The sequence below is a fragment of the Flavobacterium sp. SP2 genome (assembly GCF_057626655.1).
On the sequence record NZ_JBVHBT010000001.1, the window covers coordinates 634246 to 656370 of the forward strand.

At 33.8% G+C, this 22125-nt stretch carries 23 protein-coding genes; 15 read left to right on the forward strand and 8 right to left on the reverse strand.

Annotated elements, in window-relative coordinates; translation table 11 throughout:
• Window positions 1–7 precede the first annotated feature (7 nt).
• The 5 genes from ACZ098_RS03150 to ACZ098_RS03170 all read left to right on the forward strand — a co-directional run bounded on the left by ACZ098_RS03150 (window position 8) and on the right by ACZ098_RS03170 (window position 7270).
• Complete coding sequence (locus ACZ098_RS03150) at window positions 8–1606, forward strand: hypothetical protein (protein WP_487310279.1); 1599 nt, start codon at window positions 8–10, stop codon at window positions 1604–1606.
• A gap of 20 nt (window positions 1607–1626) precedes the next feature.
• Window positions 1627–3282 carry a family 16 glycosylhydrolase gene (locus tag ACZ098_RS03155; protein ID WP_487310280.1) on the forward strand — a complete coding sequence of 552 codons (1656 nt, stop codon included), beginning with the start codon at window positions 1627–1629 and terminating at the stop codon, window positions 3280–3282.
• Between the two features lie 94 nt (window positions 3283–3376).
• A complete protein-coding gene (gene bglX, locus ACZ098_RS03160) occupies window positions 3377–5671 on the forward strand; it encodes a beta-glucosidase BglX (protein ID WP_487310281.1) in 2295 nt (764 codons plus the stop codon).
• A 5-nt stretch (window positions 5672–5676) separates the two neighbouring features.
• Entirely contained in the window at window positions 5677–6435 is a 759-nt protein-coding gene (locus ACZ098_RS03165) for a glycoside hydrolase family 16 protein (RefSeq protein WP_487310282.1), read from the forward strand.
• 250 nt (window positions 6436–6685) lie between these two features.
• Window positions 6686–7270, forward strand: coding sequence for an RNA polymerase sigma factor (locus tag ACZ098_RS03170; RefSeq protein ID WP_487310283.1), 585 nt, complete (start codon window positions 6686–6688; stop codon window positions 7268–7270).
• A gap of 208 nt (window positions 7271–7478) precedes the next feature.
• Here ACZ098_RS03170 and nth read toward each other — a convergent pair whose 3' ends face one another.
• Window positions 7479–8138 (reverse strand): endonuclease III, encoded by a 660-nt coding sequence (nth, locus tag ACZ098_RS03175; RefSeq protein WP_487310284.1) that lies wholly within the window; start codon window positions 8136–8138, stop codon window positions 7479–7481.
• Window positions 8139–8511: 373 nt separating this feature from the next.
• Between nth and bcp the strand changes: the two genes are divergently transcribed.
• On the forward strand, window positions 8512–8964 hold the full coding sequence (bcp, locus tag ACZ098_RS03180; RefSeq protein WP_487310285.1) for a thioredoxin-dependent thiol peroxidase: 453 nt from the start codon (window positions 8512–8514) through the stop codon (window positions 8962–8964).
• A gap of 49 nt (window positions 8965–9013) precedes the next feature.
• Here the strand turns inward: bcp and ACZ098_RS03185 are convergent, their stop codons facing one another.
• Window positions 9014–10483, reverse strand: a complete 1470-nt coding sequence (locus ACZ098_RS03185; protein ID WP_487310286.1) for a TonB-dependent receptor — start codon at window positions 10481–10483, stop codon at window positions 9014–9016.
• Between the two features lie 122 nt (window positions 10484–10605).
• On the opposite strand from ACZ098_RS03185, the gene ACZ098_RS03190 reads away from it, so the two are divergent.
• The 3 genes from ACZ098_RS03190 to ACZ098_RS03200 are packed head-to-tail and all read left to right on the forward strand — an operon-like array spanning window position 10606 to window position 12364.
• A complete protein-coding gene (locus tag ACZ098_RS03190) occupies window positions 10606–11370 on the forward strand; it encodes an MBL fold metallo-hydrolase (protein WP_487310287.1) in 765 nt (254 codons plus the stop codon).
• A 10-nt stretch (window positions 11371–11380) separates the two neighbouring features.
• Window positions 11381–11872, forward strand: coding sequence for a hypothetical protein (locus ACZ098_RS03195; RefSeq protein WP_487310288.1), 492 nt, complete (start codon window positions 11381–11383; stop codon window positions 11870–11872).
• Between the two features lie 3 nt (window positions 11873–11875).
• Window positions 11876–12364 carry a hypothetical protein gene (locus tag ACZ098_RS03200; RefSeq protein ID WP_487310289.1) on the forward strand — a complete coding sequence of 163 codons (489 nt, stop codon included), beginning with the start codon at window positions 11876–11878 and terminating at the stop codon, window positions 12362–12364.
• 85 nt (window positions 12365–12449) lie between these two features.
• On the opposite strand, the gene ACZ098_RS03205 is transcribed toward ACZ098_RS03200, so the two are convergent.
• From ACZ098_RS03205 to ACZ098_RS03215, 3 genes are read right to left on the reverse strand one after another with little or no spacing between them, the layout of a single operon-like run.
• Window positions 12450–13088, reverse strand: coding sequence for an alpha/beta hydrolase (locus ACZ098_RS03205; protein ID WP_487310290.1), 639 nt, complete (start codon window positions 13086–13088; stop codon window positions 12450–12452).
• A 14-nt stretch (window positions 13089–13102) separates the two neighbouring features.
• Window positions 13103–13429, reverse strand: a complete 327-nt coding sequence (locus ACZ098_RS03210) for a magnetosome magnetite crystal formation protein family (RefSeq protein ID WP_487310291.1) — start codon at window positions 13427–13429, stop codon at window positions 13103–13105.
• Window positions 13422–14678 (reverse strand): dihydroorotase, encoded by a 1257-nt coding sequence (locus ACZ098_RS03215; RefSeq protein ID WP_487310292.1) that lies wholly within the window; start codon window positions 14676–14678, stop codon window positions 13422–13424. Before ACZ098_RS03215 ends, ACZ098_RS03210 begins: the two co-directional genes overlap by 8 nt.
• 231 nt (window positions 14679–14909) lie before the next feature.
• Between ACZ098_RS03215 and ribD the strand changes: the two genes are divergently transcribed.
• From ribD to ACZ098_RS03230, 3 genes are read left to right on the forward strand one after another with little or no spacing between them, the layout of a single operon-like run.
• Window positions 14910–15953, forward strand: a complete 1044-nt coding sequence (ribD, locus tag ACZ098_RS03220; protein ID WP_487310293.1) for a bifunctional diaminohydroxyphosphoribosylaminopyrimidine deaminase/5-amino-6-(5-phosphoribosylamino)uracil reductase RibD — start codon at window positions 14910–14912, stop codon at window positions 15951–15953.
• Window positions 15946–16554 (forward strand): HAD family hydrolase, encoded by a 609-nt coding sequence (locus tag ACZ098_RS03225; RefSeq protein WP_487310294.1) that lies wholly within the window; start codon window positions 15946–15948, stop codon window positions 16552–16554. Before ribD ends, ACZ098_RS03225 begins: the two co-directional genes overlap by 8 nt.
• 3 nt (window positions 16555–16557) lie before the next feature.
• Complete coding sequence (locus ACZ098_RS03230) at window positions 16558–17169, forward strand: IMPACT family protein (RefSeq protein ID WP_487310295.1); 612 nt, start codon at window positions 16558–16560, stop codon at window positions 17167–17169.
• Here the strand turns inward: ACZ098_RS03230 and ACZ098_RS03235 are convergent.
• The gene (locus ACZ098_RS03235; RefSeq protein ID WP_487310296.1) at window positions 17166–17570 is read right to left on the reverse strand and encodes an acyl-CoA thioesterase; all 405 of its coding nucleotides are present in this window, start codon (window positions 17568–17570) and stop codon (window positions 17166–17168) included. The genes ACZ098_RS03230 and ACZ098_RS03235 overlap by 4 nt on opposite strands.
• 186 nt (window positions 17571–17756) lie before the next feature.
• Between ACZ098_RS03235 and dnaA the strand changes: the two genes are divergently transcribed.
• Genes dnaA through ACZ098_RS03250 form a run of 3 tightly spaced genes read left to right on the forward strand, consistent with a single transcriptional unit; the run spans window position 17757 to window position 20450 of the window.
• Window positions 17757–19184: a chromosomal replication initiator protein DnaA gene (gene dnaA, locus ACZ098_RS03240; protein ID WP_487310297.1), complete on the forward strand. Its 1428-nt coding sequence runs from the start codon at window positions 17757–17759 to the stop codon at window positions 19182–19184.
• A 46-nt stretch (window positions 19185–19230) separates the two neighbouring features.
• On the forward strand, window positions 19231–19698 hold the full coding sequence (locus ACZ098_RS03245) for a low molecular weight protein-tyrosine-phosphatase (RefSeq protein ID WP_487310298.1): 468 nt from the start codon (window positions 19231–19233) through the stop codon (window positions 19696–19698).
• Window positions 19698–20450 (forward strand): SAM-dependent methyltransferase, encoded by a 753-nt coding sequence (locus ACZ098_RS03250; RefSeq protein ID WP_487310299.1) that lies wholly within the window; start codon window positions 19698–19700, stop codon window positions 20448–20450. Before ACZ098_RS03245 ends, ACZ098_RS03250 begins: the two co-directional genes overlap by 1 nt.
• Window positions 20451–20502: 52 nt before the next feature.
• Here the strand turns inward: ACZ098_RS03250 and ACZ098_RS03255 are convergent, their stop codons facing one another.
• Together ACZ098_RS03255 and ACZ098_RS03260 are read right to left on the reverse strand one after the other, a co-directional pair.
• A complete protein-coding gene (locus ACZ098_RS03255; protein ID WP_487310300.1) occupies window positions 20503–21138 on the reverse strand; it encodes a peptidoglycan-binding protein LysM in 636 nt (211 codons plus the stop codon).
• A 97-nt stretch (window positions 21139–21235) separates the two neighbouring features.
• The gene (locus ACZ098_RS03260; RefSeq protein WP_487310530.1) at window positions 21236–22114 is read right to left on the reverse strand and encodes a DUF2279 domain-containing protein; all 879 of its coding nucleotides are present in this window, start codon (window positions 22112–22114) and stop codon (window positions 21236–21238) included.
• Between the last annotated feature and the right edge of the window lie 11 nt (window positions 22115–22125).

The window sequence follows — 22125 nt, forward strand, 5'->3', positions numbered from 1 at the left end:
AATAAATATGAAAAAAGTAAAAATTATTTTTAGTTTACTTCTGTTATCATTCGCTATCGGATGCTCAGAAGATGGTAACGATGTTAATCTTAACAACGTCAGCGATCCTACCAATATCTCGGCTCTAATGAAAATTACCCAAGATAATTCTGGTAAAGTAACTTTCACTCCTAGAGGCGAAGGTGTTACTCAATACGAAATCTATTTTGGAGACGGAACCACCGATCCTGCTATTGTGAGTCCAGGAAACACAACCTCTCATAACTATTCAGAAGGTACTTATCAAGTAAAAGTTGTTGGTGTAACCATTAATGGGAAAAAGACAGAAGTTGTACAAGATTTGACTGTATCATTTTTAGCTCCAACAAATTTGAATCCAACCATCACGATTGGAAGTAACTTGTCTATCAACGTAACAGCTACAGCAGATCTTGAGACTTATTTTCAAGTATTCTTTGGTGATGTTGCGAATGAAGTTCCCGTAGATTTTATGGAAGGTGAAACCGTTTCACACACCTATGCAGCCGCTGGAACATACAGTGTAAAAGTTGTTGCTTTAAGTGGTGGTGTGGCGACTACAGAGTCTATACAAAACGTAACAGTTACTAATTTGTTTGCTGCTCCAACTCCTACACTTCCAGCATCAAACGTAATTTCAATGTTTAGTGATGCCTACACAAATGTACCTGTTGATACTTGGAGAACTTCTTGGTCTCAAGCGACACTTGATGATATTAATATTTCTGGAAACGCAACCAAAAAATACAGTGCATTAAACTTTGTTGGAATTGAAGCAACTACAAATCCAATTAATGCAACAGCAATGACATTTTTCCATACCGACATTTGGTCATCTGATGTAACTGAATTTAAGGTTAAATTAGTCGATTTTGGTGCAAATGCAGTTTTTGGTGGTGGTGATGATGTAGAACACGAAATTGTAATTCCAAGTCCAGCACAAGAAACATGGGTAAGTCTTGATATTCCTTTGAGCGCATTTACAGGATTAACAACAAGAGCACACATTGCACAACTAATATATGTTGGTGCTCCATCGGGCAACAATACTGTATATGTAGATAATGTCTATTTCTACAACCAAGCTGGAGTTTTAAATACTGCGGCTCCTACTCCAACATTACCTGCAGCAAACGTAATTTCAATGTTTAGTGATGCCTACACCAATGTGTTTGTAAATACTTGGAGAACATCTTGGTCTCAAGCAACGCTTACCGATATAACTGTGGCTGGAAACCCAACAAAAAGATATAGCGGACTTGATTTTGTAGGAATAGAAACTACAACTTCACCTATAAATGCTACTGCAATGACGCATTTTCATACCGATGTATGGTCATCTGATTTTACAACGTTTAAAATTAAATTAGTCGATTTTGGTGCAAATGGTGCTTTCGGTGGTGGTGATGATGTAGAACATGAAATAACAATTCCTTCACCACAACAAAGCGGTTGGGTAAGTTTAGACATACCACTAAGTAGTTTTACAGGTTTGACAACCCGAGGTCATATCGGACAATTAATATATGTTGGTGCACCAACTGGTAACAACACAGTTAACATCGATAATGTGTATTTCCACAACTAAGATTTAAAAAAAAAATAAATATGAAAAAAATAATATTTGCATCATTCGCACTACTTGCAATGATATTCACAATAAGCTGTGAAGAAGATGAAAAATCATTTGGAGCAGTAAATGCACCGACTAATCTAGAATTGGTATCTGAAATTGTAGGTCAAAACACAACCAACTTTCTAAACGGTGATGGTTCTGGAGTTGTAAATTTTACAGCAACTGCTGAAAATGCTACAAATTATAAATATATTTTTAGTGATGGAACTACATCAAATACTGCATCTGGTCAAGTCACTAAACGATTTACACAACCTGGAGTTAATACCTATTCAATAACAATAGTTGCAACAGGAACTGGTGGTGTTTCAACAACAGAAACATTTGAAGTTACCGTACAATCAGATTTTGAAGATCCAGAAGCTGTTCAATTTTTAACAGGTGGAACTGAAAAACAATGGTATTGGGCAGCAGCAGAACCTGGACATTTAGGAGTAGGTCAAAACGATAATAATCCATTACTAAATTATTATGCTAACTATTATCAAGCCACTCCATTTGAAAAAGCTGGTTCACCAAACAGTAGCTGTCTTTATGAAAACGTATTAAAGTTTTCTTTAGTAGGTGAAGATTTAAAATTCGAATTAGATAATGGCGGAACTACTTTTTTCAACGCAGCTTTTCAAAGTGTAGTTGGTGGAAGTGCAGGTGAAGATAATTGTTATACCTACGATACAAGTGGTCAAAAAACAGTAACGTTAAGTCCTTCGGAATCGTTCGTGGCAGGAAATAACATTCCAAACCAAACAAGAGGTACTATGCTGAATTTTGCCGACGGCGGATTTATGGGGTATTACATTGGTCAAAATTCTTATGAAATTCTTTCAATAACGGCAAATAGAATGGTTGTTAGAGCTGTAATGGGTAATAATCCCGCATTAGCTTGGTATCATATCTTTACAACAACGCCTCCAACGCAAACTCCTGCAACAGATTATACTAATTTAGTATTTTCAGATGAATTTAATACCGATGGTGCTCCAGATTCTTCAAAATGGGGTTACGATTTAGGAACAGGAAACGGCTGGGGAAATAACGAAGCTCAGAGTTATACTAGTAATTCTGGAAATGTTATTGTTCAAGGTGGAAACCTAAGAATTACAGCTAAAGCTGAAAATGTAACAGGTGCAAACTATACGTCAGCACGTTTAAAATCAGAAAATAAATTTGAATTTACTTATGGTAAAATAGAATTTAGAGCCAAAATGCCAACTGGTGGAGGTACTTGGCCTGCATTATGGTCGTTAGGACAAAATTATGCTACCAATACTTGGCCTACTTGTGGTGAAATTGATGTAATGGAACACAGAGGAAATTCGCCTAATGTAATTCATGGAACGTGTCACTATCCTGGTGTTTCACCTGGTGCTGGAAATACTGGAAATGTAACTATTACCAATGCAGCATCGGCTTTTCACATATACAAAGCAATTTGGAGTCCTACATCAATCAAATTTTATGTAGATGATGTATTATTCCATACCGTTAACAATTCTAGTAATTTACCATTCAATAGTGACTTTTTCTTAATTATGAACGTTGCTATGGGAGGAACTTTCGGTGGAGCTATCGATCCATCATTTACGCAATCAACTATGGAAGTAGATTATGTTAGAGTTTATCAATAATATTCTTTGAAATTTGTTTAAGTAAGTTGCAAGAAGGCTAGTAATTTCGCTAGTCTTCTTGTTTTTTTTGACACCATTTAATAGTATCAACACCATGTATTTAGGAAAATTAAAATTCGGAATAATTATCGCATTTATACTTTTGTTAAGCTGTAATTCTTCTAAAAAAATTACTTCTGTTTCTTTACAAAATCCACTAGACAAAAGAGTCGATTCATTATTAAAGTTAATGACTCTTGAAGAAAAAATTGGTCAACTCAACCAGTATAACGGATTTTGGGACATCACAGGACCAACTCCTAAAGAAGGTCAAGCTGCAAAAAAATACGAACATCTTAAAAAAGGATGGGTTGGTTCGATGCTAAATGTAAAAGGAGTTAAAGACGTAAAAGCATTGCAAAAAATTGCAATTGAAGAAACAAGACTTCATATACCTTTAATTTTCGGTTTTGATGTAATTCATGGGTACAAAACAATAAGTCCAATACCATTAGCAGAAGCTGCAAGTTGGGATTTAGACGCTATTAAAAAATCAGCAGCGATAGCAGCAGAAGAATCCGCTGCAGTAGGTTTAAACTGGACATTTGCTCCGATGGTTGATGTGGCAAGAGACGCACGTTGGGGAAGAGCAATGGAAGGCGCTGGTGAAGATCCATTTTTAGGAAGTAAAATAGCTGTTGCTAGAATTAAAGGTTTTCAAGGTGAAGATTTTTCAAGTAACAAAACAATTGTAGCATGTGCCAAGCATTTTGCAGGTTATGCTTTTGCAGAATCTGGAAGAGACTATAATACGGTAGATGTGAGTGAAGCAACGCTTCAAAATACTATTTTTCCTCCATTCAAAGCATCGGTAGATGCAGGCGTACGAACTTTTATGAACTCTTTTAACGAGTTAAATGGAATTCCTGCAACAGGCAATTCCTACTTACAAAGAAATGTACTAAAAGGTGATTGGAATTTTCAAGGATTTGTAGTTTCAGATTGGGGTTCAATTGCAGAAATGATACCACATGGATTTGCTAAAGATGGTAAAGAAGCTGCTGAAAAAGCAATTATTGCCGGATCTGATATGGATATGGAATCCTATCTGTATGTGGAACACCTTGCAACATTAGTAAAAGAAGGAAAAGTAAAAGAATCATTAATTGATGATGCTGCAAAACGAATTTTGAAAGTAAAATTCGAATTAGGTTTGTTTGAAAATCCATACAAATATTGTGATGAAATTCACGAAAAAGAAACTGTTGGCAAACAAGAATTCCAAGACGGCGTATTAGATGTTGCAAAAAAATCAATTGTGCTTCTAAAAAATAAAAGCAATTTATTACCATTGAAAAAATCGGGACAAAAAATTGCAGTTATTGGAGCTTTAGCAGATGACAAAACCAGTCCGCTTGGTAGTTGGAGAATTGGTGCCGACGACAACACTGCAATTTCGGTATTAGAAGGACTAAAAAAATACACTAATAACCAGTTAACTTATGCCAAAGGTGCCGATGTAGCTCTTGGAAAAACACAATTCATATCAGAAGTAAAAATTAACACAACAGATAAATCAGGTTTTCCAGAAGCAATTGAAGTAGCTAAAAATGCTGACGTCGTGGTAATGGTTTTAGGCGAACACGGATTACAAACAGGAGAAGGCAGAAGTAGAACCGAGTTGGGACTTCCAGGTGTGCAACAAGAACTTTTAGAAACGATTTTTAAAGTCAATCCAAACATAGTATTAGTATTAAATAACGGTCGACCATTGGCTATTCCATGGGCAGATGAAAATATACCTGCAATTGTAGAAGCATGGCAATTAGGCACACAAGCTGGTAATGCTATTGCTCAGGTGTTGTATGGAGATTATAATCCGAGTGGAAAACTACCCATGACTTTTCCTAGAAATGTGGGTCAAGTACCTATTTATTACAACTATAAAAATACGGGTAGACCTTCAACAAATGATCCTGAAAGTGTATTCTGGTCACATTATATTGATCAAAAAAATACACCATTGTATGCGTTTGGACACGGTTTGAGCTATTCGAATTTTGAATATTCCAATTTAAAACTCAATTCCAAATCATTTTCAAAAAATGGCAAAATAGAAGTTTCCATACAAGTAAAAAATAATAGTAACATTGCCGGAAAAGAAGTTGTTCAATTATACATTCGTGACTTAATTGGAAGTTTAACACGTCCAGTAAAGGAACTTAAAGGATTTGAAATGGTGTCTTTTAACGCAAATGAAACCAAAACAATTACGTTCACAGTTGATGAAAAAACTATCGAATATTTTACTGCAAATTCTAAGTGGGAAGCCGAAGCTGGAGACTTTAAAGTTTTTGTAGGAGGTAGTTCGGATAAAACACTGGAAGAAAACTTTCAATTCTTAAATTAATTATCATGAAAAAAATAGTATTTCTTTTGCTTGTTGTTGCGTCAGGATATTGCCAGACAACGAAGAGGCAATTGGTATGGGAGGAAAACTTTGATGGCAAGAAATTAAACGAAACAGTATGGAATTTCGAACTTGGTGATGGTTGCCCGAACCTATGCGGTTGGGGAAATAATGAAAAACAAATCTACACTAAAGAAAATCATACAATTTCTGATGGTAAGTTGATCATCCATGCCAAAAAAGAAGGTGCAAAATATACTTCAACCAAAATTACCACCAAGGAAAAGAAAGAATTTCAATACGGCAGAATTGAAGCACGAGCAAAACTACCAGTTGGACAAGGTATTTGGCCCGCTTTTTGGATGCTAGGCTCAAATATATCAACTGTTGGTTGGCCAAAATGTGGTGAAATAGACATCTTAGAATACATTGGAAAAGAACCTGATATGGTTTTTACTTCATTACATACACAAGACAGTCATGGAAATACAATAAATACCAAAAAAACAACATTCCAAGATATTGAAGAAGGTTTTCATGTTTTCGCTATTGATTGGACCAAAGACAAAATCGAATTTTTTGTTGATGATAAATCCGTTTATACCTTTAGTCCTGAAGCAAAAAATGAAAATACGTGGCCGTTCAACCAACCGTTTTATATAATTGTAAATGTGGCAATTGGTGGAAATTTTGGCGGTCCAGAAATTAATGATTCCATTTTCCCACAACAATTTGAACTTGACTATATTAAAGTATATCAATAATTTTAAAGATAGTATTCATGCAAAGTCCGATTAAATTCTTTTGTTTAGACGGACTTTTTTTCTGAAAATCATCACAAAAAAAGAAATTATTGTATGAAAAATGTTAAAATTTAAAATAAAATTTGTAATTGATAAAAAAATTATATTACATTTGACTATAGTTTAATCATAATTTAACAGTCGCCTATTAGCAAAACTACTTTTTAGAAAAATATTTAGATTTCCAACCCAAAAACTAAAAGGTAATTTTATGGCTACTATTCAAACCCCAGACGCTTTATTGGTAAAAAATTACATTGCTGGCGATGAGAACGCTCTAGCTGTGTTAATCAATAGACATCAATCTAAAATTTACGGATTTATTTACTCCAAAATGTCTGATAGAGATGTTGCAGACGATGTATTTCAAGATACGTTTATCAAAGTAATCAAGACATTAAAATCCAATTCATATAACGAAGAAGGAAAATTTTTGCCATGGGTAATGCGAATTGCACATAATTTAATCGTTGACCACTATCGTAAAAATAAAAAAATGCCAATGCTTCGAGAAACCGAAGAGTTTTCAATTTTCAGTATTTTATCAGATAATGCACCTACTATTGAAAGTCAAATCATTACCGATTTAATTGAAAAAGACTTGCAAAAAATAATATTAGAACTTCCAGACGATCAAAAAGAGGTTTTGATGATGCGAATTTATCAAGATTTAAGCTTTAAAGAAATTTCAGATCTTACAGGAGTGAGCATCAATACCGCTCTTGGAAGAATGCGCTACGCCATTTTAAATCTTAGAAAAGTAATCGAAAAAAATCAAATTATTTTATCCGCATAAACAATATTTTTGCTGCAATGTCGTTATAGAGTATAACCAATTTACATCTATGGCAAAACTTTACACTAAAAACGCATTAGCAACTACTAAAATGTTACCAAAAAAAGAAACAATTAACTTTATACTTAATTATTCAAAAGCCTTAAACATTGTAAAGGTTGGTAACAAAAACTTCGAACTCATTGCTAATTAAGAAATATCCCGATACTTATCGGGATATTTTTTTATAATATTCTTTCAAAACATCCTTTCTACCAATGGTTTTAGTGATGATATCTTTCTCCAAATCCCAACCACGAGCAGGACAATATTCGCGACCATACCATATAATTTGAAGGTGTAAATCATTCCAAGTTTCTTTCGGAAAAATAGCTTTGGCATCTTTCTCGGTTTGAGAAACATTCTTACCCGAAGTCAAATTCCATCGGTACATCAACCTATGAATATGCGTATCAACAGGAAAAGCAGGAACGCCAAATGCCTGACTCATAACCACACTCGCTGTTTTATGACCAACCGCTGGTAAAGCCTCAAGTGCCTCAAAACTCTGCGGAACCTCGCCATTATATTTCTCAATCAAAATCTCAGATAAACCATGAATCCCTTTCGATTTCATGGGCGATAAACCGCACGGTCGAATAATATCCTTGATTTCTTCGACACTCATTTTTACCATATCATACGGATTATCTGCCTTGGCAAACAACAACGGCGTAATTTGGTTTACACGAACATCAGTACACTGTGCAGACAACAAAACCGCAATTAACAAGGTATAAGGATCCTTATGATCTAACGGAATTGGAATGGTTGGATAATACTCTTTTAACGTATTTATAACAAATGTTGCACGCTCTTTTTTGGTCATTTCTCTAAATTTGAATACATTTATTTCAGTAAAAATAAAGTAATTATTTCAATGTGCCTAATCCAGCTTTACGTTACAAGTTTTATTGCATCAAGCAGTTTTTGTAAGCACTAACAAGAGCTTCCGTTGGTCGCTTTTTTGGTAAAAGAAAAATCATGCTTTCTGTCAATAAAAGCTTTACATTGTAAACATTTATTTTCATCGAACACCAATCAAAATAAATATTTTAGTGAGATAATCTGGGGCATTCGAGGTTTCAATTGAGAATTACGAATTAGTAATAAAACAGAAAATATTAAAAATCTAATAATCTAATAATCTAAAAATCTAAAAATCCAATAATCTAATAATCCATCAATCTAAAATATAAAAAATGACTCCACTAAAAAAAGGCGATAAAGCACCAGATTTTTCAGGTTTCGACCAAGACAGCAAAATGCACCAACTTGCAGATTATAAAGGCAAAAAACTAGTAGTATTCTTTTATCCAAAGGCAAATACACCAGGTTGCACTGCCGAAGCGTGCGACTTACGCGACAATTACGAACGCTTTCAAACCAACAATTATGAATTAATTGGTGTAAGCGCAGATAATGCCAAAGCACAAGGTAAATTTAAAGATAAATTTGACTTTCCGTTTCCATTATTAGCCGACGAAGATAAGTCGGTAATACAAGCTTTTGGAGTTTGGGGACCAAAAAAGTTTATGGGAAAAGAATATGATGGCATTCACCGAACCACATTTGTGATTAACGAAGAAGGAATTATTGAAGACGTAATTACCGACGTTAAAACCAAAGCGCATGCCGCGCAGATTTTGGGATAAATTAGAAGAACAAAAAAGGCAGAAAAATTAATTTCTGCCTTTTTATTTTTTAACTGCTAGCTTCCAAAATCCTATTCGGATCAAAACCAAACAACTGATGTTCTTTTATTAGTTCGGCAATTCCTTCTGGAAGCATTTTTTCCCAACCCGGAATTCCTTTATTAATCATTTTTAAAACTTCGCGTGAGAAAATTTCAAGGTTTTTCTCGTCGTAATCGGTTACATCAACTACTTTTCCGTTGAATTTAAAGAACTTGTACAATTCTTTCATTCGTGGATGTACTTTTAGATTTTCAGAGTTTATCACTTCGTTGTCTTCGCCTAGCATTGGATATAGATATACTTTCAAGTCGCGGTAGAATAATTTACCAAAAGCTTCAAGAATTCCACCACTTAAATGACGGTAGTATTTTTCATCAAAAATATCAACTAGATTGTTAACACCCATTACCAATCCCATTCGAGCTTTAGAATAGTTAGAGAAATACTCTACTACTTTATAATACTCTTGAAAATTAGAAATCATAACCGTTTGACCAAGTGAGCAAAGCAATTCAGCTCGATCCATAAAATCGCGTTCGTCAATTTCTCCTTCCGATCGTAAATTAGAAAGTGTGATTTCGAAAACAACAAATGTATTTTCTTTTTCAACCTTGTTTTCCTCGAGAAACATTTGCAACGATTTCTTATACATATCCATATTAACGGTAGTAACAGGACGGAAACTTCCTCGTAATGCCAAAATATTTTTTTTGTATAAAACAGCTGCTGGTAAAATATTTTTCCCTTCTGGACTAAACATTACGGCATCGGTCATTCCGTTTTTAACCAGTTGTAAACTCATCAATCGATTGTCAACATTGGCAAATCGTGGTCCAGAAAAGTTAATGGTATCAATCTCTATTTGATCTTTATCTAAATGATCGTACAAATAACGAAGTAATTTTTTAGGGTCGTTGTATTTATAAAAAGCACCGTAAATCAAGTTCACACCAAGTGTACCAAGAGTTTCTTGTTGCAATCTCGCATCAGTTTCTTTAAATCGTATGTGAATGGTTATTTCGTTATAATCTTCATCTGGTTCTATTTGGTATTTTATTCCAACCCAACCGTGACCTTTAAATTGTTTAGCAAAATCAATAGTTGCCACAGTATTAGCATAACTAAAAAACATTTTATTTGGATGTTTAGCTCGGTCCAAACGCTTTTCAATTAATTGCACTTCATGCGATAGCATTTTACGAAGTCTGCTTTCTGTTACATAACGACCATCTTCCTCCACTCCATATATTGCATCACTAAAATCTTTGTCATATGCCGACATTGCCTTAGCAATAGTACCTGACGAACCTCCAGATCGAAAAAAATGTCTTACCGTTTCTTGTCCAGCGCCAATTTCTGCAAATGTTCCATAAATGTTATCATTTAAATTGATGCGTAACGCCTTATCTTTTATAGACGGTATTTGTTCAATTACCTTGTCGCCTTTTAATTTTATGTCAAGTCCAAAATTTCCCATAATGTGTAATATTACTGCAAAGTTAATAAAATAGGTACTGTAATGAAAGAGAAATAATGCTATTTTTGTATTTCTGTTTAGGGCTTTCAAAACCAAATAATCACTAATCAAAAACCGTGCAAATGAATGTTTATTTTCTTGGAACTGGTACTTCTCAAGGTATTCCTGTAATTGGAAGCAATCATCCTGTTTGCCTAAGTACGGATAGTCGAGACAAAAGGCTGCGAGTTTCTGTATGGATTTATACCGATGATTTCTCGTTGGTTATAGATTGTGGTCCCGATTTTAGACAACAAATGCTTACTTCTAGGTGTTCCACAATTGATGCAATTTTATTCACTCACGAACATTCCGACCATACTGCTGGTATTGATGATATTCGTCCTTTTAATTTTCATTATGGTGCCCTACCAATTTATGCACATCAAAGGGTAATTGAAAATCTACAAAAACGTTTTGACTATGTATTCCAAAAAGAACATCGCTATCCTGGCGCACCTTCGGTAGAAACATTCGAAGTTATTAACAATAAACCTTTCAATGTTAAAACGGCAACTATAATTCCGATTAACGCCATGCATGCCGACCTTCAAGTTTTTGGATATAGAATCCAAGATTTTGCTTATTTAACCGATGTGAAAACTATCGAAAAAGAAGAAATAGACAAGCTTCAGAATCTGAAAGTATTAGTTATTAATGCCTTGCGAGAAGAAGAACATCATTCGCATTTTAATTTGCAAGAAGCCTTAGATTTTGTAACTTTGGTTCAACCAGAAAAAACGTATTTCACTCATATAAGTCACATTTTAGGATTTCATGAAGAAGTAGAGAAAAAATTACCAGATAATGTTTTTCTGGCTTACGATAATCTAAACATTACTATTTAAATTTTATATAATGAAAAAACAATTATTTTTATATCTATTTATTTTAACCGCCTTATTTTGGGTTTTTACTTATATGTATTACAGTAAAGCATTAGCAGCTGAACAAAAAAAATATACTAAAACAGAGGCTTTTAATAAAAAAGTAGCTGATTCACTAATAAATGTTGCGTACGACGCCAACCATTTTTCTTTAGAAAATAATCAAAACGCGCAAGATTATTTAGAAAAATATGATATTACCAAATTAATGCCTCAAATTAAAGATGCATTATTAAACTATAACGACAGCAGAACAGGTAATATTTACACTGGTCAAGACATGATGGGCGAACAAAAGTTTATTATCAATAAAATAAAAATTTTAAATCACCGTTGGATAATTGCCGATTATAGTAACGGACAACTTTGGGGTGATGTACTTATTAAATATTTCGTTAACGACGATAATACATTCAGCTTTGAAGTTGTAGAAAGTTATTTATACCCTAAACAACAATACTAAAACATGAAAAAAAATATACTATTGCTTAGTTGCTTATTTTTATTTTTTGCTTGCAAGCCAACCGACGAGAAGCCAATTGTAGAAAACGAAAAAGACGGTAAATCTATTGTAGATTCGACACTTGTTGGTGCCGATAAAGATGAAAACGGATGCTTAGCATCGGCTGGATATACTTGGTCTAAAGTTAATAAAGAGTGTGTTCGAGCTTTTACTGGAATTCAGTTAAATCCTTATGAAAAGCCTGAAAATGAAGACGCTACCCTTAGCGTTTATGTTTTATTCAGTGAAGACGGAAATAAAGCTGAACTATTCTTACCTAGTGAAGAATCGATGGTTTTAACAAGAGCATCAGAAGGAAGTCCCTGGATTTTGAATGATTATCAATTAATTCCGTGGAAAGGCTATGTCTTTAAAAAAGGTGATAAAATATTATATTCTGGTGATGGTGAAGTTGGAAATAAAGTAACCGGAAGCGACAAAAACGAAGATTAATTTATTTGACAAAAACAAAATCCGCAAATTCTAAAATTTTAAATAATTTAGGAATCTGCGGATTTTTTTATTGTAAAATTTACATTTATTGTTCTAACCAAGTTTTAAAATCATAGAAATTCTGAGGCGATATTCCGTGTCCAATTGGATATTCTTTATATGTAATATCAATTCCTAAATGAGATAAAGTTGGTTGCGCTTTTCGAGCCCATTCCACAGGAACAACTTGATCTACCGTGCCATGCGAAGCAAAGATTTTTAAATTTGAAAAATTATTTTGTTCAAAATTTTCAACCGCAATTTGTTCGTTAAAATACCCACTCATGCCAACCACACGCTGCACTTTTTCTGGATAAGAAACGCCAACGGCATAACTTAAGATACAACCTTGACTAAAGCCTACAAGTGTGACATTTTCTTGATTAATTGCATAATTTGCAATTAACTCATCTATAAAATTGGCTATCAAATCTCGGGATGCTTGTGCTTGACCAATATCTGAAAACTTATTTTCATCGGCATCAAAATTAATTGCATACCAAGCATAACTTCCATACATCATATCGTAGGGTGCGCGAGCAGAAACTACATAATAGTTATCAGGAAGCTCTGAAGCAAACGAAAATAAATCTTCTTCATTACTTCCATATCCGTGTAGTAATAGTAATAATGGTTTTTTGCCTAATTTAATTTTTGGCTCTCGAACCAAGTGATGTAATAGCATTGTATAATTTGAAATTAAATGTTACGAAATACCTTTTGAAAAACCGAACCCAATAAAGGAAGCGGAATTACTTGTCCGCGAGCCGCTGTAAAAATTCCATACATGGCTAAAACCGAAATAAAAATCCACATCGAAGAGGCAATCATAATATTATTAAAATAACTTATGGAAACTCCTAAAACAATAAAACTGATGGTTAATCCTAGACCTTGACGAATATGAAAAGATGCAAACGGGTTTTTGTTTTCTGAATTCATAGAAAGTGCAATAAGTGGTCCAATAAATAAAATATAAGTAATTATTGCAGTAGCTTTACCTTTCTTGATAATTTCGTTATCCATTGATTACTAGTTTTTTATTATTGTAGATTCCGTATACCTTTCCTTTCATTTCAGCACCTAAAAACGTAGAATTTTTAGATTTTGATAAAATGTGTTCTTTGCTAAATGTCCAATTTTCTTCGGTCGTAAACAACGTAACATCGGCAACATTACCTTCTTTTATTTCATGATTTTCAATTCCAAAAATTGCTCGTGCAGAAGTTAATTTCTCAACTATTTTTTGAATTGGCAGAACGGTCAACAAGGCTGAAAAAGCACTCTCTAATCCAATAGTTCCGCTTTTAGCCAAATCAAATTCCATTTTTTTATGTTCAATATCAATTGGATTATGGTCTGATGTAATGGCATCAATTGTACCATCCAAAACTCCAGCTAACAATGCTTGTCGATCGTCATCATTTCGCAATGGAGGCGCAACTTTAAATCGTGTATCAAATTCTTCTAGTTTTTCATCGGTTAAAACCAAATGATGAACTGCAACCGAACAACTAACTTGCAAACCTTTAGCTTTGGCTTCTTTAATTAATGCTACCGATTTAGCTGTGGAAATAGTGGGTATATGAAGTTTTCCGCCAGTATATTCAAGCAAAAACAAGTTTCGAGCAACCATCAATTCCTCTGCAAGATTTGGAATTCCTTTAAGTCCTAGTCGTGTAGAAACGATTCCTTCATTGGCAACTCCATTTCCTTTTATTTTTTCATCTTGACAGAAAGCAAGTACCAATCCAGCAAAATCCTGAACATATTGTAATCCTATTTTTAACAAATTGGCATTTGAAATGTTCTTATTGTAATCTCCAAAAGCTACAGCACCTGAATTTTTCATGTCAAATAATTCGGCTAAATCGGTTCCTTCACTATTTTTAGTTAAAGCACCTATTGGATATAAATTTGTTGCCGAATTACTCGCTTTTTGTTTTACAAATTGTACTTGCGATTGGTTGTCGATTACCGGAAAGGAATTCGGTTGCAGTGCTATGGCCGTAAAACCACTTTTGGCAGCAACATTCAATCCGTTTGCAATAGTTTCTCTATCCTCAAAACCTGGTTCTCCAAGAGAAACACTACTGTCAAACCAACCTTGCGAAAGGTATAATCCTTTTTCTGAAATTTCTTTATAACCGTCAGAAGATTGTATATTCTTTCCTATTTCTTCAATAATTCCGTAACCAATTTTTACATCGGCAACCGTATTATGGTGTGCACTTTTGTGGTCAATAATCGTAACTTCTTTGATTATGATTTTCATGAGTAGGATTAGGTTTTATAAGATTTTTTTTAAGCTGAAACTCTATTTATTTTAACTTTATGTAAGTGGTAAACTTATAAATAATTTGCTAAATATTTTCTGTTGTGTCTTGGCTTACAAAGTTATTGTTTAAAACTGATAATTTCAAAAAAAATAAAAAAATACACTTGATTTTAGACCTACTACTAAAGTTATAAAAAATATGATAGTTTATTGTACTATTTTTGTCTTATGAACAGCAATGAAACCTACATCAAGCGTTGTATCGAATTAGCCAAAAACGGATTGGGCACTACCTATCCCAACCCAATGGTTGGAAGCGTAATCGTTTACAACAACCAAATAATTGGTGAAGGATGGCATAAAAAAGCTGGTGAACCACATGCTGAAGTCCGTGCTATAAATTCGGTTAAAGATAAATCACTTCTTGCCAAATCAACAATTTATGTCAGTCTCGAACCGTGCAGTCACTTTGGTAAAACACCGCCATGTTGTGACTTAATTCTTGCTCATAACATCCCAAATGTTGTCATCGGAACTATTGATACGTTTGCAAAAGTTGCCGGCAACGGAATTAAAAAACTAGTAGAAGCTGGCAAAAAAGTTACGGTTGGTGTTTTAGAAAAAGAATGTAACGAACTAAACAAACGTTTTTTTACCTATCACCAGAAAAATCGTCCTTACATCATTCTAAAATGGGCCGAAACCCAAGACGGTTTTATAGCACCAGTTACGAAAGAAGTACAAAAACCAGTTTGGATAACAAATGAATATTCTAGACAATTAGTTCACAAATGGCGCGCAGAAGAACAAGCAATTTTAGTTGGAACCCAAACCATTTTAGACGATAATCCTACACTGAATACTCGTGATTGGTGTGGAAAAAATCCTGTTCGTATTATTATTGATCGCTCCGGAAAAATTTCAGAAAACTATCATGTAAAAGATCAAAAAATAAAAACAATTGTAATTACCGAAAAGAAAAAAATAATTTCGACCGATAATCTGCAGTTTGAAAATTGTATCTTTGATAATCAACTAATGTCAAACGTTTGTAAAATTTTGCATGAGAACGAAATACAATCAGTACTAATTGAGGGTGGAGCCAAAACGATTCAGAGCTTTATTGATTCCAATTTATGGGATGAAGCACGCATTTTTAAAGGAAATATGAATTTTAATATTGGAATCAAAGCTCCAGTAGTACATTACAATAAAGCTATTAAACAACTCATTTTAGATGATGAACTTATAAAAATTTACAATTATGATTAACACAATAATTTTTGATTTTGGAGATATTTTTATCAATCTAGAAAAACAGGCTTCACTTGATGCTTTCAAAACTTTAGGATTGAATGGACCAAACGAAGAATTGCTTTCTCAAAACGACTTGTTTGAAAAAGGAAAAATTACCGAAACTCAATTTTTAGAATCGTTTTTAAAATACCTTCCAAACTGTACAATCGAAGAAATTAAAACGGCTTGGAATTCTATAATTGGTGATTTTCCGCTTTATAGATTGGAGTTTTTACAAATGCTTACGCAAAAATACCGCCTGTTTTTGCTTACCAATACCGATGAAATTCATATTGCCAATTTTGAAGAAAAAACGGGTATGTCATTTTATACCGATTTTTATAACTGCTTTGAAAAAGTCTTCTATTCCTACGAAATGGGAATGAGAAAACCCGAAGTTGGTATTTTTACAACGATACTTAATAAGTACGATTTATCGCCAAAGAGAACACTTTTTGTAGACGACAAAAAAGAAAATACCGATGCGGCAGCTAGTTTAGGAATTCATGTATGGAATTTGCAAGTAGGCAAAGAAGATGTTGTAGACTTATTTGAACAAAAACATTTGCCTTTATAAATTTTGGAGTCAACAGACGTTTACAAAACCATTGCAGTTCCTTCAGAAGAAATTCTATTTAAAGAAAAAAATAGTAAGTTTTTTGGCTATGCCTTTCCTGTAACTTCCGAGGTAGAAATTAAAAACTATTTGGAAGTTTTACGAAAGAAACATCCTAGTGCTGGACATTTTTGCTACGCCTTTCAGTTGGGAACCGAAAAAATACAGTTTAGAGCAAACGATGACGGCGAACCAAGCAACTCTGCAGGAATGCCAATCTATGGGCAAATACAATCGTTTGGTCTTACCAATATACTTGTTGTAGTAGCCCGTGTTTTTGGCGGTGTGAAACTAGGAGTTGGCGGATTAATTTCGGCATACAAAACAGCGGCGCAACTAACACTTGAAGCTGCAGATATTATTGAAAAAACCATTGATGTACATTATATAATTTCCTTTGATTATAAAAACATGAATAAAGTAATGCGCATTATTAAGGAAAAAAATCTTGACATCATTTCCCAAAAAATGAACGAAAGTTGCAAAATAGAAATCGCTGCACGAAAAAAAAATGCCGAAATGGTATTCGACATTTTTGATTCTTTATTTGAAATTTCTATAAAACTAAAAGATTAATTATTTTGTGGCAAAACATCCAAAATATACTTTGGTGGTGGCGTTGGTCTACCCGTTTTCATATCTACAAAAACCAATATGAAATGTGCAGTTGTTAATAACTCTTCGTTTTCGTTACGAATTTCGCAATCAAATTCAATCTTAACACCACTATAATTCTTGAATTTAGTAGTTACTACAAGAAGGTCATCATAACGTGCTGGTTTTTTATAATTCAAGTGCATCGAAACAATGGGTAAGGCAATTCCGTTTTCTTCTAAGGATTTGTACGAAACCCCTTTATTTCTTAACCATTCCACTCGTCCAATCTCAAAATAAGGGATATAATTTCCATGATAAACTACACCCATTTGATCGGTTTCTGAATACCTAACTCGTACTTCTACACTATGCTGATTCATCTATTTTTTCTGTTTTTTAATTTTTGTTAACATTTTCTTTACAACTAAATTTTCAAAAAATCAATACCTAATTATTTTTTTTTACTAAAAATTGTTCACATATTTGTTATCCCAAAAAAACGATAAGGAAATCCCTTTTCCTTTTGTAAGAGAACCTTTAAACAAATTGATAATTTTAACATAAATATGAACAAAACTGCGCAATCGGTATGGGAAAACTGTCTGTCTTTCATAAAGGACAATATTCAAGAGCAAGCATATAAAACTTGGTTTGAACCTATTAAGTCAGTAGAACTAACTGATAACGCGTTGTACATTCAAGTTCCTAGTAAATTCTTTTACGAATGGCTAGAAGAACACTATGTAAAATTACTCAAAGTTGCCCTTACCAAAGAGCTTGGTAAAAATGCAAAGTTACTCTATAAAATTAAAATGGAAAACACTTATGGCAACAAACAACCGTTTACTGAACAATTGCCAAGTGCGCATCGCAGTCCGATTAAATCGCAAGAAGTTGATGCACCATTTAAAAATCTAAATCCTGAATTAAAAAATCCATTTGTGATTCCGGGAATTAGAAATTTAAAAATTGAGTCTCAATTAAACCCTAATTATAGTTTTGATAATTTTCTAGAAGGAGATTCCAACCGTTTAGCTCGCTCTGCCGGTATGGCCGTAGCCAATAAACCAGGTGGAACTTCATTCAATCCGTTGTTAATATTTGGTGGCGTTGGACTAGGAAAAACGCATTTAGCGCACGCAATTGGTGTTGAAATAAAAGACAAGTATCCAGAAAAAACAGTTTTGTACATTTCTGCCGAAGTTTTTACACAACAATATATCGACTCTGTTAAGAAAAACAACCGAAACGATTTTATACATTTCTATCAATTAATTGACGTTTTGATTATTGATGATGTTCAATTCTTATCAGGAAAAACTGGTACTCAAGATGTGTTTTTTCACATATTCAACTACCTACACCAAAACGGAAAGCAGGTAATTCTTACCTCAGATAAAGCACCTGTTGACATGCAAGATATCGAACAACGTTTGTTATCACGTTTCAAATGGGGATTATCTGCCGAATTGCATCAGCCTGATTACGAAACTAGAGTTTCTATATTAAATAATATTTTGTATCGTGATGGTGTTGAAATGCCTAACGAAATCATTGAATATGTGGCTCAAAACATCAAATCTAATGTACGTGAATTAGAAGGTGCTATTATATCACTAATTGCGCAATCTTCTTTTAACAAGAAAGAGGTAACATTGGAATTGGCCAAAAGCATTGTCGAAAAATTTGTAAAAAATGTAAAGAGAGAAATTTCTATAGATTACATTCAAAAAGTTGTTTCAGAATATTTTCAATTAGACTTAGACACCTTACAGTCTAAAACCAGAAAAAGACACGTAGTTCAAGCCAGACAATTAGCCATGTTTTTTGCAAAGAAATTTACAAAAGCATCACTAGCCAACATTGGCTCTCAAATTGGAGATCGTGACCACGCGACCGTTTTACATGCATGTAAGACCGTGGACAATTTAGTTTCGACAGACAAACAGTTCAAGAAATTTGTAGACGATATTCAGAAAAAATTATCTCTGTAATCGTTTTATCATGTTGTAGCTTACGATATTTCTTTAAATAAAAAATATGCCTGTTAACATTTTGATGGTTTGTTTAGGAAACATTTGCCGCTCGCCATTGGCAGAAGGTATATTGGCATCCAAACTCCCTAAAGATAAATTTAACGTCGATTCGGCAGGAACTGGTAATTGGCATGAAGGTAAAAAACCAGACGAACGATCCATCGCAACCGCCAAAAAAAACGGAATAGACATTTCGCAACAAAGAGGCAAACATTTTAATGCTAGTTTTTTTGAAAAGTACGATTACATTTTTGTTATGGACAATTCCAATTACAACAATGTTGTTGCTTTAGCAAAAAACGAAGCTGACAAGGCTAAAGTACAACTCATTTTGGACCATTTATTTCCTGCTGAAAATGTAGACGTTCCAGATCCATATTATGGCTTACAAAATGGCTTTGATATGGTTTATAACATGCTTGAAGAAGCTACCGAAGTTGTTGCCAAAAAATTAATCGAAAAACATTCATAATGAAAGCAACAGGATCTAAAGGAAAACTTTATTTGATACCTACTACACTTGGTGATTTGAGTTCTAACGAACTATCGAAGCAAAGCAATCCTATGGATGTACTGCCACACACGGTAAAACGTGCAGTTGAATTACTTGATTGCTATATTGTTGAAAACGAAAAAACGGCTAGAAAATTCATTAAAAGTATTTATCCCGAAAAAATACAAGCTACATTACAAATCAGCAGTTTAAACAAACATACTGATAAAAGCGAGGTGAACGAAATGATTCAACCCTTACTAAAAGGAATTGATGTGGGTTTAATGAGTGAAGCCGGTTGCCCAGGAGTTGCCGATCCAGGAGCTGTTATTGTAAAATTTGCACACGAAAACGGAATTCAAGTAATTCCATTAGTTGGTCCATCTTCAATATTATTAGCCATTATGGCTAGCGGTATGAATGGACAAAGTTTTGCATTTAACGGCTACTTACCTATTGATAAAGATGCTAAAAAATCGGCAATAAAAAGCTTTGAAAAATTATCATTCGATAAAAATCAGTCTCAAATATTTATCGAAACACCTTATAGAAATAATAAATTTTTGGAAGATTTATTGCAAATTTTACAGCCAAATACCCATCTCTGTATTGCTGCCGACATTACATTATCGACAGAGTACATCAAAACATTTCGTGTGGCCGATTGGAAAAAAAACAAAGTCGATTTACACAACCGACCAACCATTTATATTATTCATAAAATGTTTTAGAAAACAAAAAAACCATTCAATCGAATGGTTTTTTAATTTAATTTACATACAATTATTTAGCTTTTGCGTTCTTGTCTGCTTTGATGTTGTGGGTTTCGTAACCTCCAAAATCACGCATATAACTTTTTACAGAAGCGCCATAATTGTCTTTGCATTTTTTAGCACCGTTAGATTCTAAAAACTTTCTCACCGATCCTGCGCCACCTAAATGAGCGGCTGCAAGAATTCCAGATTCAGTAACTCTAACTCCAGAAATTACTTGTCCACGATATTCTTTAATAACATCGCGCAATTCCCATTTGTTCTTTTTCAATAGTGCTATAAATGCTTTTTCTTGCAAGTTGGGATTTCTTAAAAATTCCGCACTGTTGTAAATTCCGATTGCCGCCAAGGCAGATTTTCCAAATTGATATTTCCCCATATACCCTAAAGTATTGATCAAAGTATAACGTCCTTGAGATTCTTTGAAAGCAACAGCTTCTTTAAAACCTACAAAGTGTTTTCCGGTAAAAGGGATGGATTGACTGACATAATCGGAAGGTTTTTCTGAAGGAAACTGATAATTCAATTCCTCCGTTTCTTCTACATAAAACCATTTATGATTTTTAGAATTTAGTGGTTTAAAAGCCGAGCTTATAAAACCTACTATCACAACGATTGCTACATAGAATGACCATCTTTTTATCATAAAGTTTGTTTTCCAAGCGCTGTCACCATCTTGATATTACTGGCGCAAAGATACAACTTTTAAATAATTAAATTGAAAATCAGACAGTTAAAGTTTTCTAAAAGTAAATTGGACGAAATTTAAAACCTTGTGACTTACTGATTTCCAAGGTCGGAGCAGGTATTTTTATACTGTTAAAAACTGAAAAAAGTGTCTTTAAAAAGTGTGATTTTGTGTTAATTTTGGTCAAATCGACATCCAAACTTAGATAAAATTGACGCGTTCTTTCCTTTTCTGAGAAGAAAACTGAGTTGACTAATTCGTCGCTTCCGGTTATCATTCCTTCTGCTCCATATCCAACTGCAACATTAAGCCATTTTGGAATTTTAGACTGTTTAAAAAACGAATAAATATTGGCAGACAACCAATACGTTTGTCCGTTGTAATCCTTAATAATTTGCTCTTGTAGGTTGCTACCTAATACATTTGGTCGTGCCGAAGCATATTCAGTTGTGTGAAAAGAAAACTTAGGAACAATGCGCTGCTCTTTCCAAAGTAATTCTTGCGAAACATACAAGGCAGTTCCACCAGCATTTGCCGCAACATCGCCCACAGAAAATCCCCATTCGGATGAAAATCCGTCAAAAACTTCAACCGTGGTAAGAAATACAAAACCTAATGTTGATCCATAAATAAGCTGACTTTTTCTATTGGCACCAGCCCATTTTAAAGTAGTGGCACCAAAACTTCCCAAATGATATGCTGAAAAAACATGACCCACTTTGTCCATCTGAAGCCATTGGTCGTTATCGTTTATTGTTTGAAAACTAGATTTTGGATAATCGGCGTACCACAATTGATTCAATCCAACTAATGCTGTTGCTCCAATTACAGTTTCAGATAGGGCTACAATTTTAACTCTTGATTTGTTTAAGGTGTCAGAAGGTTTTAAAAATGTATTGATTGCTGATTGCGAAAATCCTGAAATAGATTTCATCATCAGTAGAA

Coding starts and splice junctions, on each gene's coding strand:
- ACZ098_RS03165 (WP_487310282.1), top strand. CDS start 5,677: ATGAAAAAAATAGTATTTCTTTTGCTTGTTGTTGCGTCAGGATATTGC.
- ACZ098_RS03170 (WP_487310283.1), top strand. CDS start 6,686: ATGGCTACTATTCAAACCCCAGACGCTTTATTGGTAAAAAATTACATT.
- ACZ098_RS03250 (WP_487310299.1), top strand. CDS start 19,698: ATGAAAGCAACAGGATCTAAAGGAAAACTTTATTTGATACCTACTACA.
- ACZ098_RS03210 (WP_487310291.1), bottom strand. CDS start 13,429: ATGGATAACGAAATTATCAAGAAAGGTAAAGCTACTGCAATAATTACT.
- ACZ098_RS03260 (WP_487310530.1), bottom strand. CDS start 22,114: ATGAAATCTATTTCAGGATTTTCGCAATCAGCAATCAATACATTTTTA.
- ACZ098_RS03190 (WP_487310287.1), top strand. CDS start 10,606: ATGAATGTTTATTTTCTTGGAACTGGTACTTCTCAAGGTATTCCTGTA.
- ACZ098_RS03235 (WP_487310296.1), bottom strand. CDS start 17,570: ATGAATCAGCATAGTGTAGAAGTACGAGTTAGGTATTCAGAAACCGAT.
- bcp (WP_487310285.1), top strand. CDS start 8,512: ATGACTCCACTAAAAAAAGGCGATAAAGCACCAGATTTTTCAGGTTTC.
- ACZ098_RS03205 (WP_487310290.1), bottom strand. CDS start 13,088: ATGCTATTACATCACTTGGTTCGAGAGCCAAAAATTAAATTAGGCAAA.
- dnaA (WP_487310297.1), top strand. CDS start 17,757: ATGAACAAAACTGCGCAATCGGTATGGGAAAACTGTCTGTCTTTCATA.
- ribD (WP_487310293.1), top strand. CDS start 14,910: ATGAACAGCAATGAAACCTACATCAAGCGTTGTATCGAATTAGCCAAA.
- ACZ098_RS03195 (WP_487310288.1), top strand. CDS start 11,381: ATGAAAAAACAATTATTTTTATATCTATTTATTTTAACCGCCTTATTT.
- nth (WP_487310284.1), bottom strand. CDS start 8,138: ATGACCAAAAAAGAGCGTGCAACATTTGTTATAAATACGTTAAAAGAG.
- ACZ098_RS03200 (WP_487310289.1), top strand. CDS start 11,876: ATGAAAAAAAATATACTATTGCTTAGTTGCTTATTTTTATTTTTTGCT.
- ACZ098_RS03245 (WP_487310298.1), top strand. CDS start 19,231: ATGCCTGTTAACATTTTGATGGTTTGTTTAGGAAACATTTGCCGCTCG.
- ACZ098_RS03225 (WP_487310294.1), top strand. CDS start 15,946: ATGATTAACACAATAATTTTTGATTTTGGAGATATTTTTATCAATCTA.
- ACZ098_RS03215 (WP_487310292.1), bottom strand. CDS start 14,678: ATGAAAATCATAATCAAAGAAGTTACGATTATTGACCACAAAAGTGCA.
- ACZ098_RS03255 (WP_487310300.1), bottom strand. CDS start 21,138: ATGATAAAAAGATGGTCATTCTATGTAGCAATCGTTGTGATAGTAGGT.
- ACZ098_RS03185 (WP_487310286.1), bottom strand. CDS start 10,483: ATGGGAAATTTTGGACTTGACATAAAATTAAAAGGCGACAAGGTAATT.
- ACZ098_RS03155 (WP_487310280.1), top strand. CDS start 1,627: ATGAAAAAAATAATATTTGCATCATTCGCACTACTTGCAATGATATTC.
- ACZ098_RS03150 (WP_487310279.1), top strand. CDS start 8: ATGAAAAAAGTAAAAATTATTTTTAGTTTACTTCTGTTATCATTCGCT.
- bglX (WP_487310281.1), top strand. CDS start 3,377: ATGTATTTAGGAAAATTAAAATTCGGAATAATTATCGCATTTATACTT.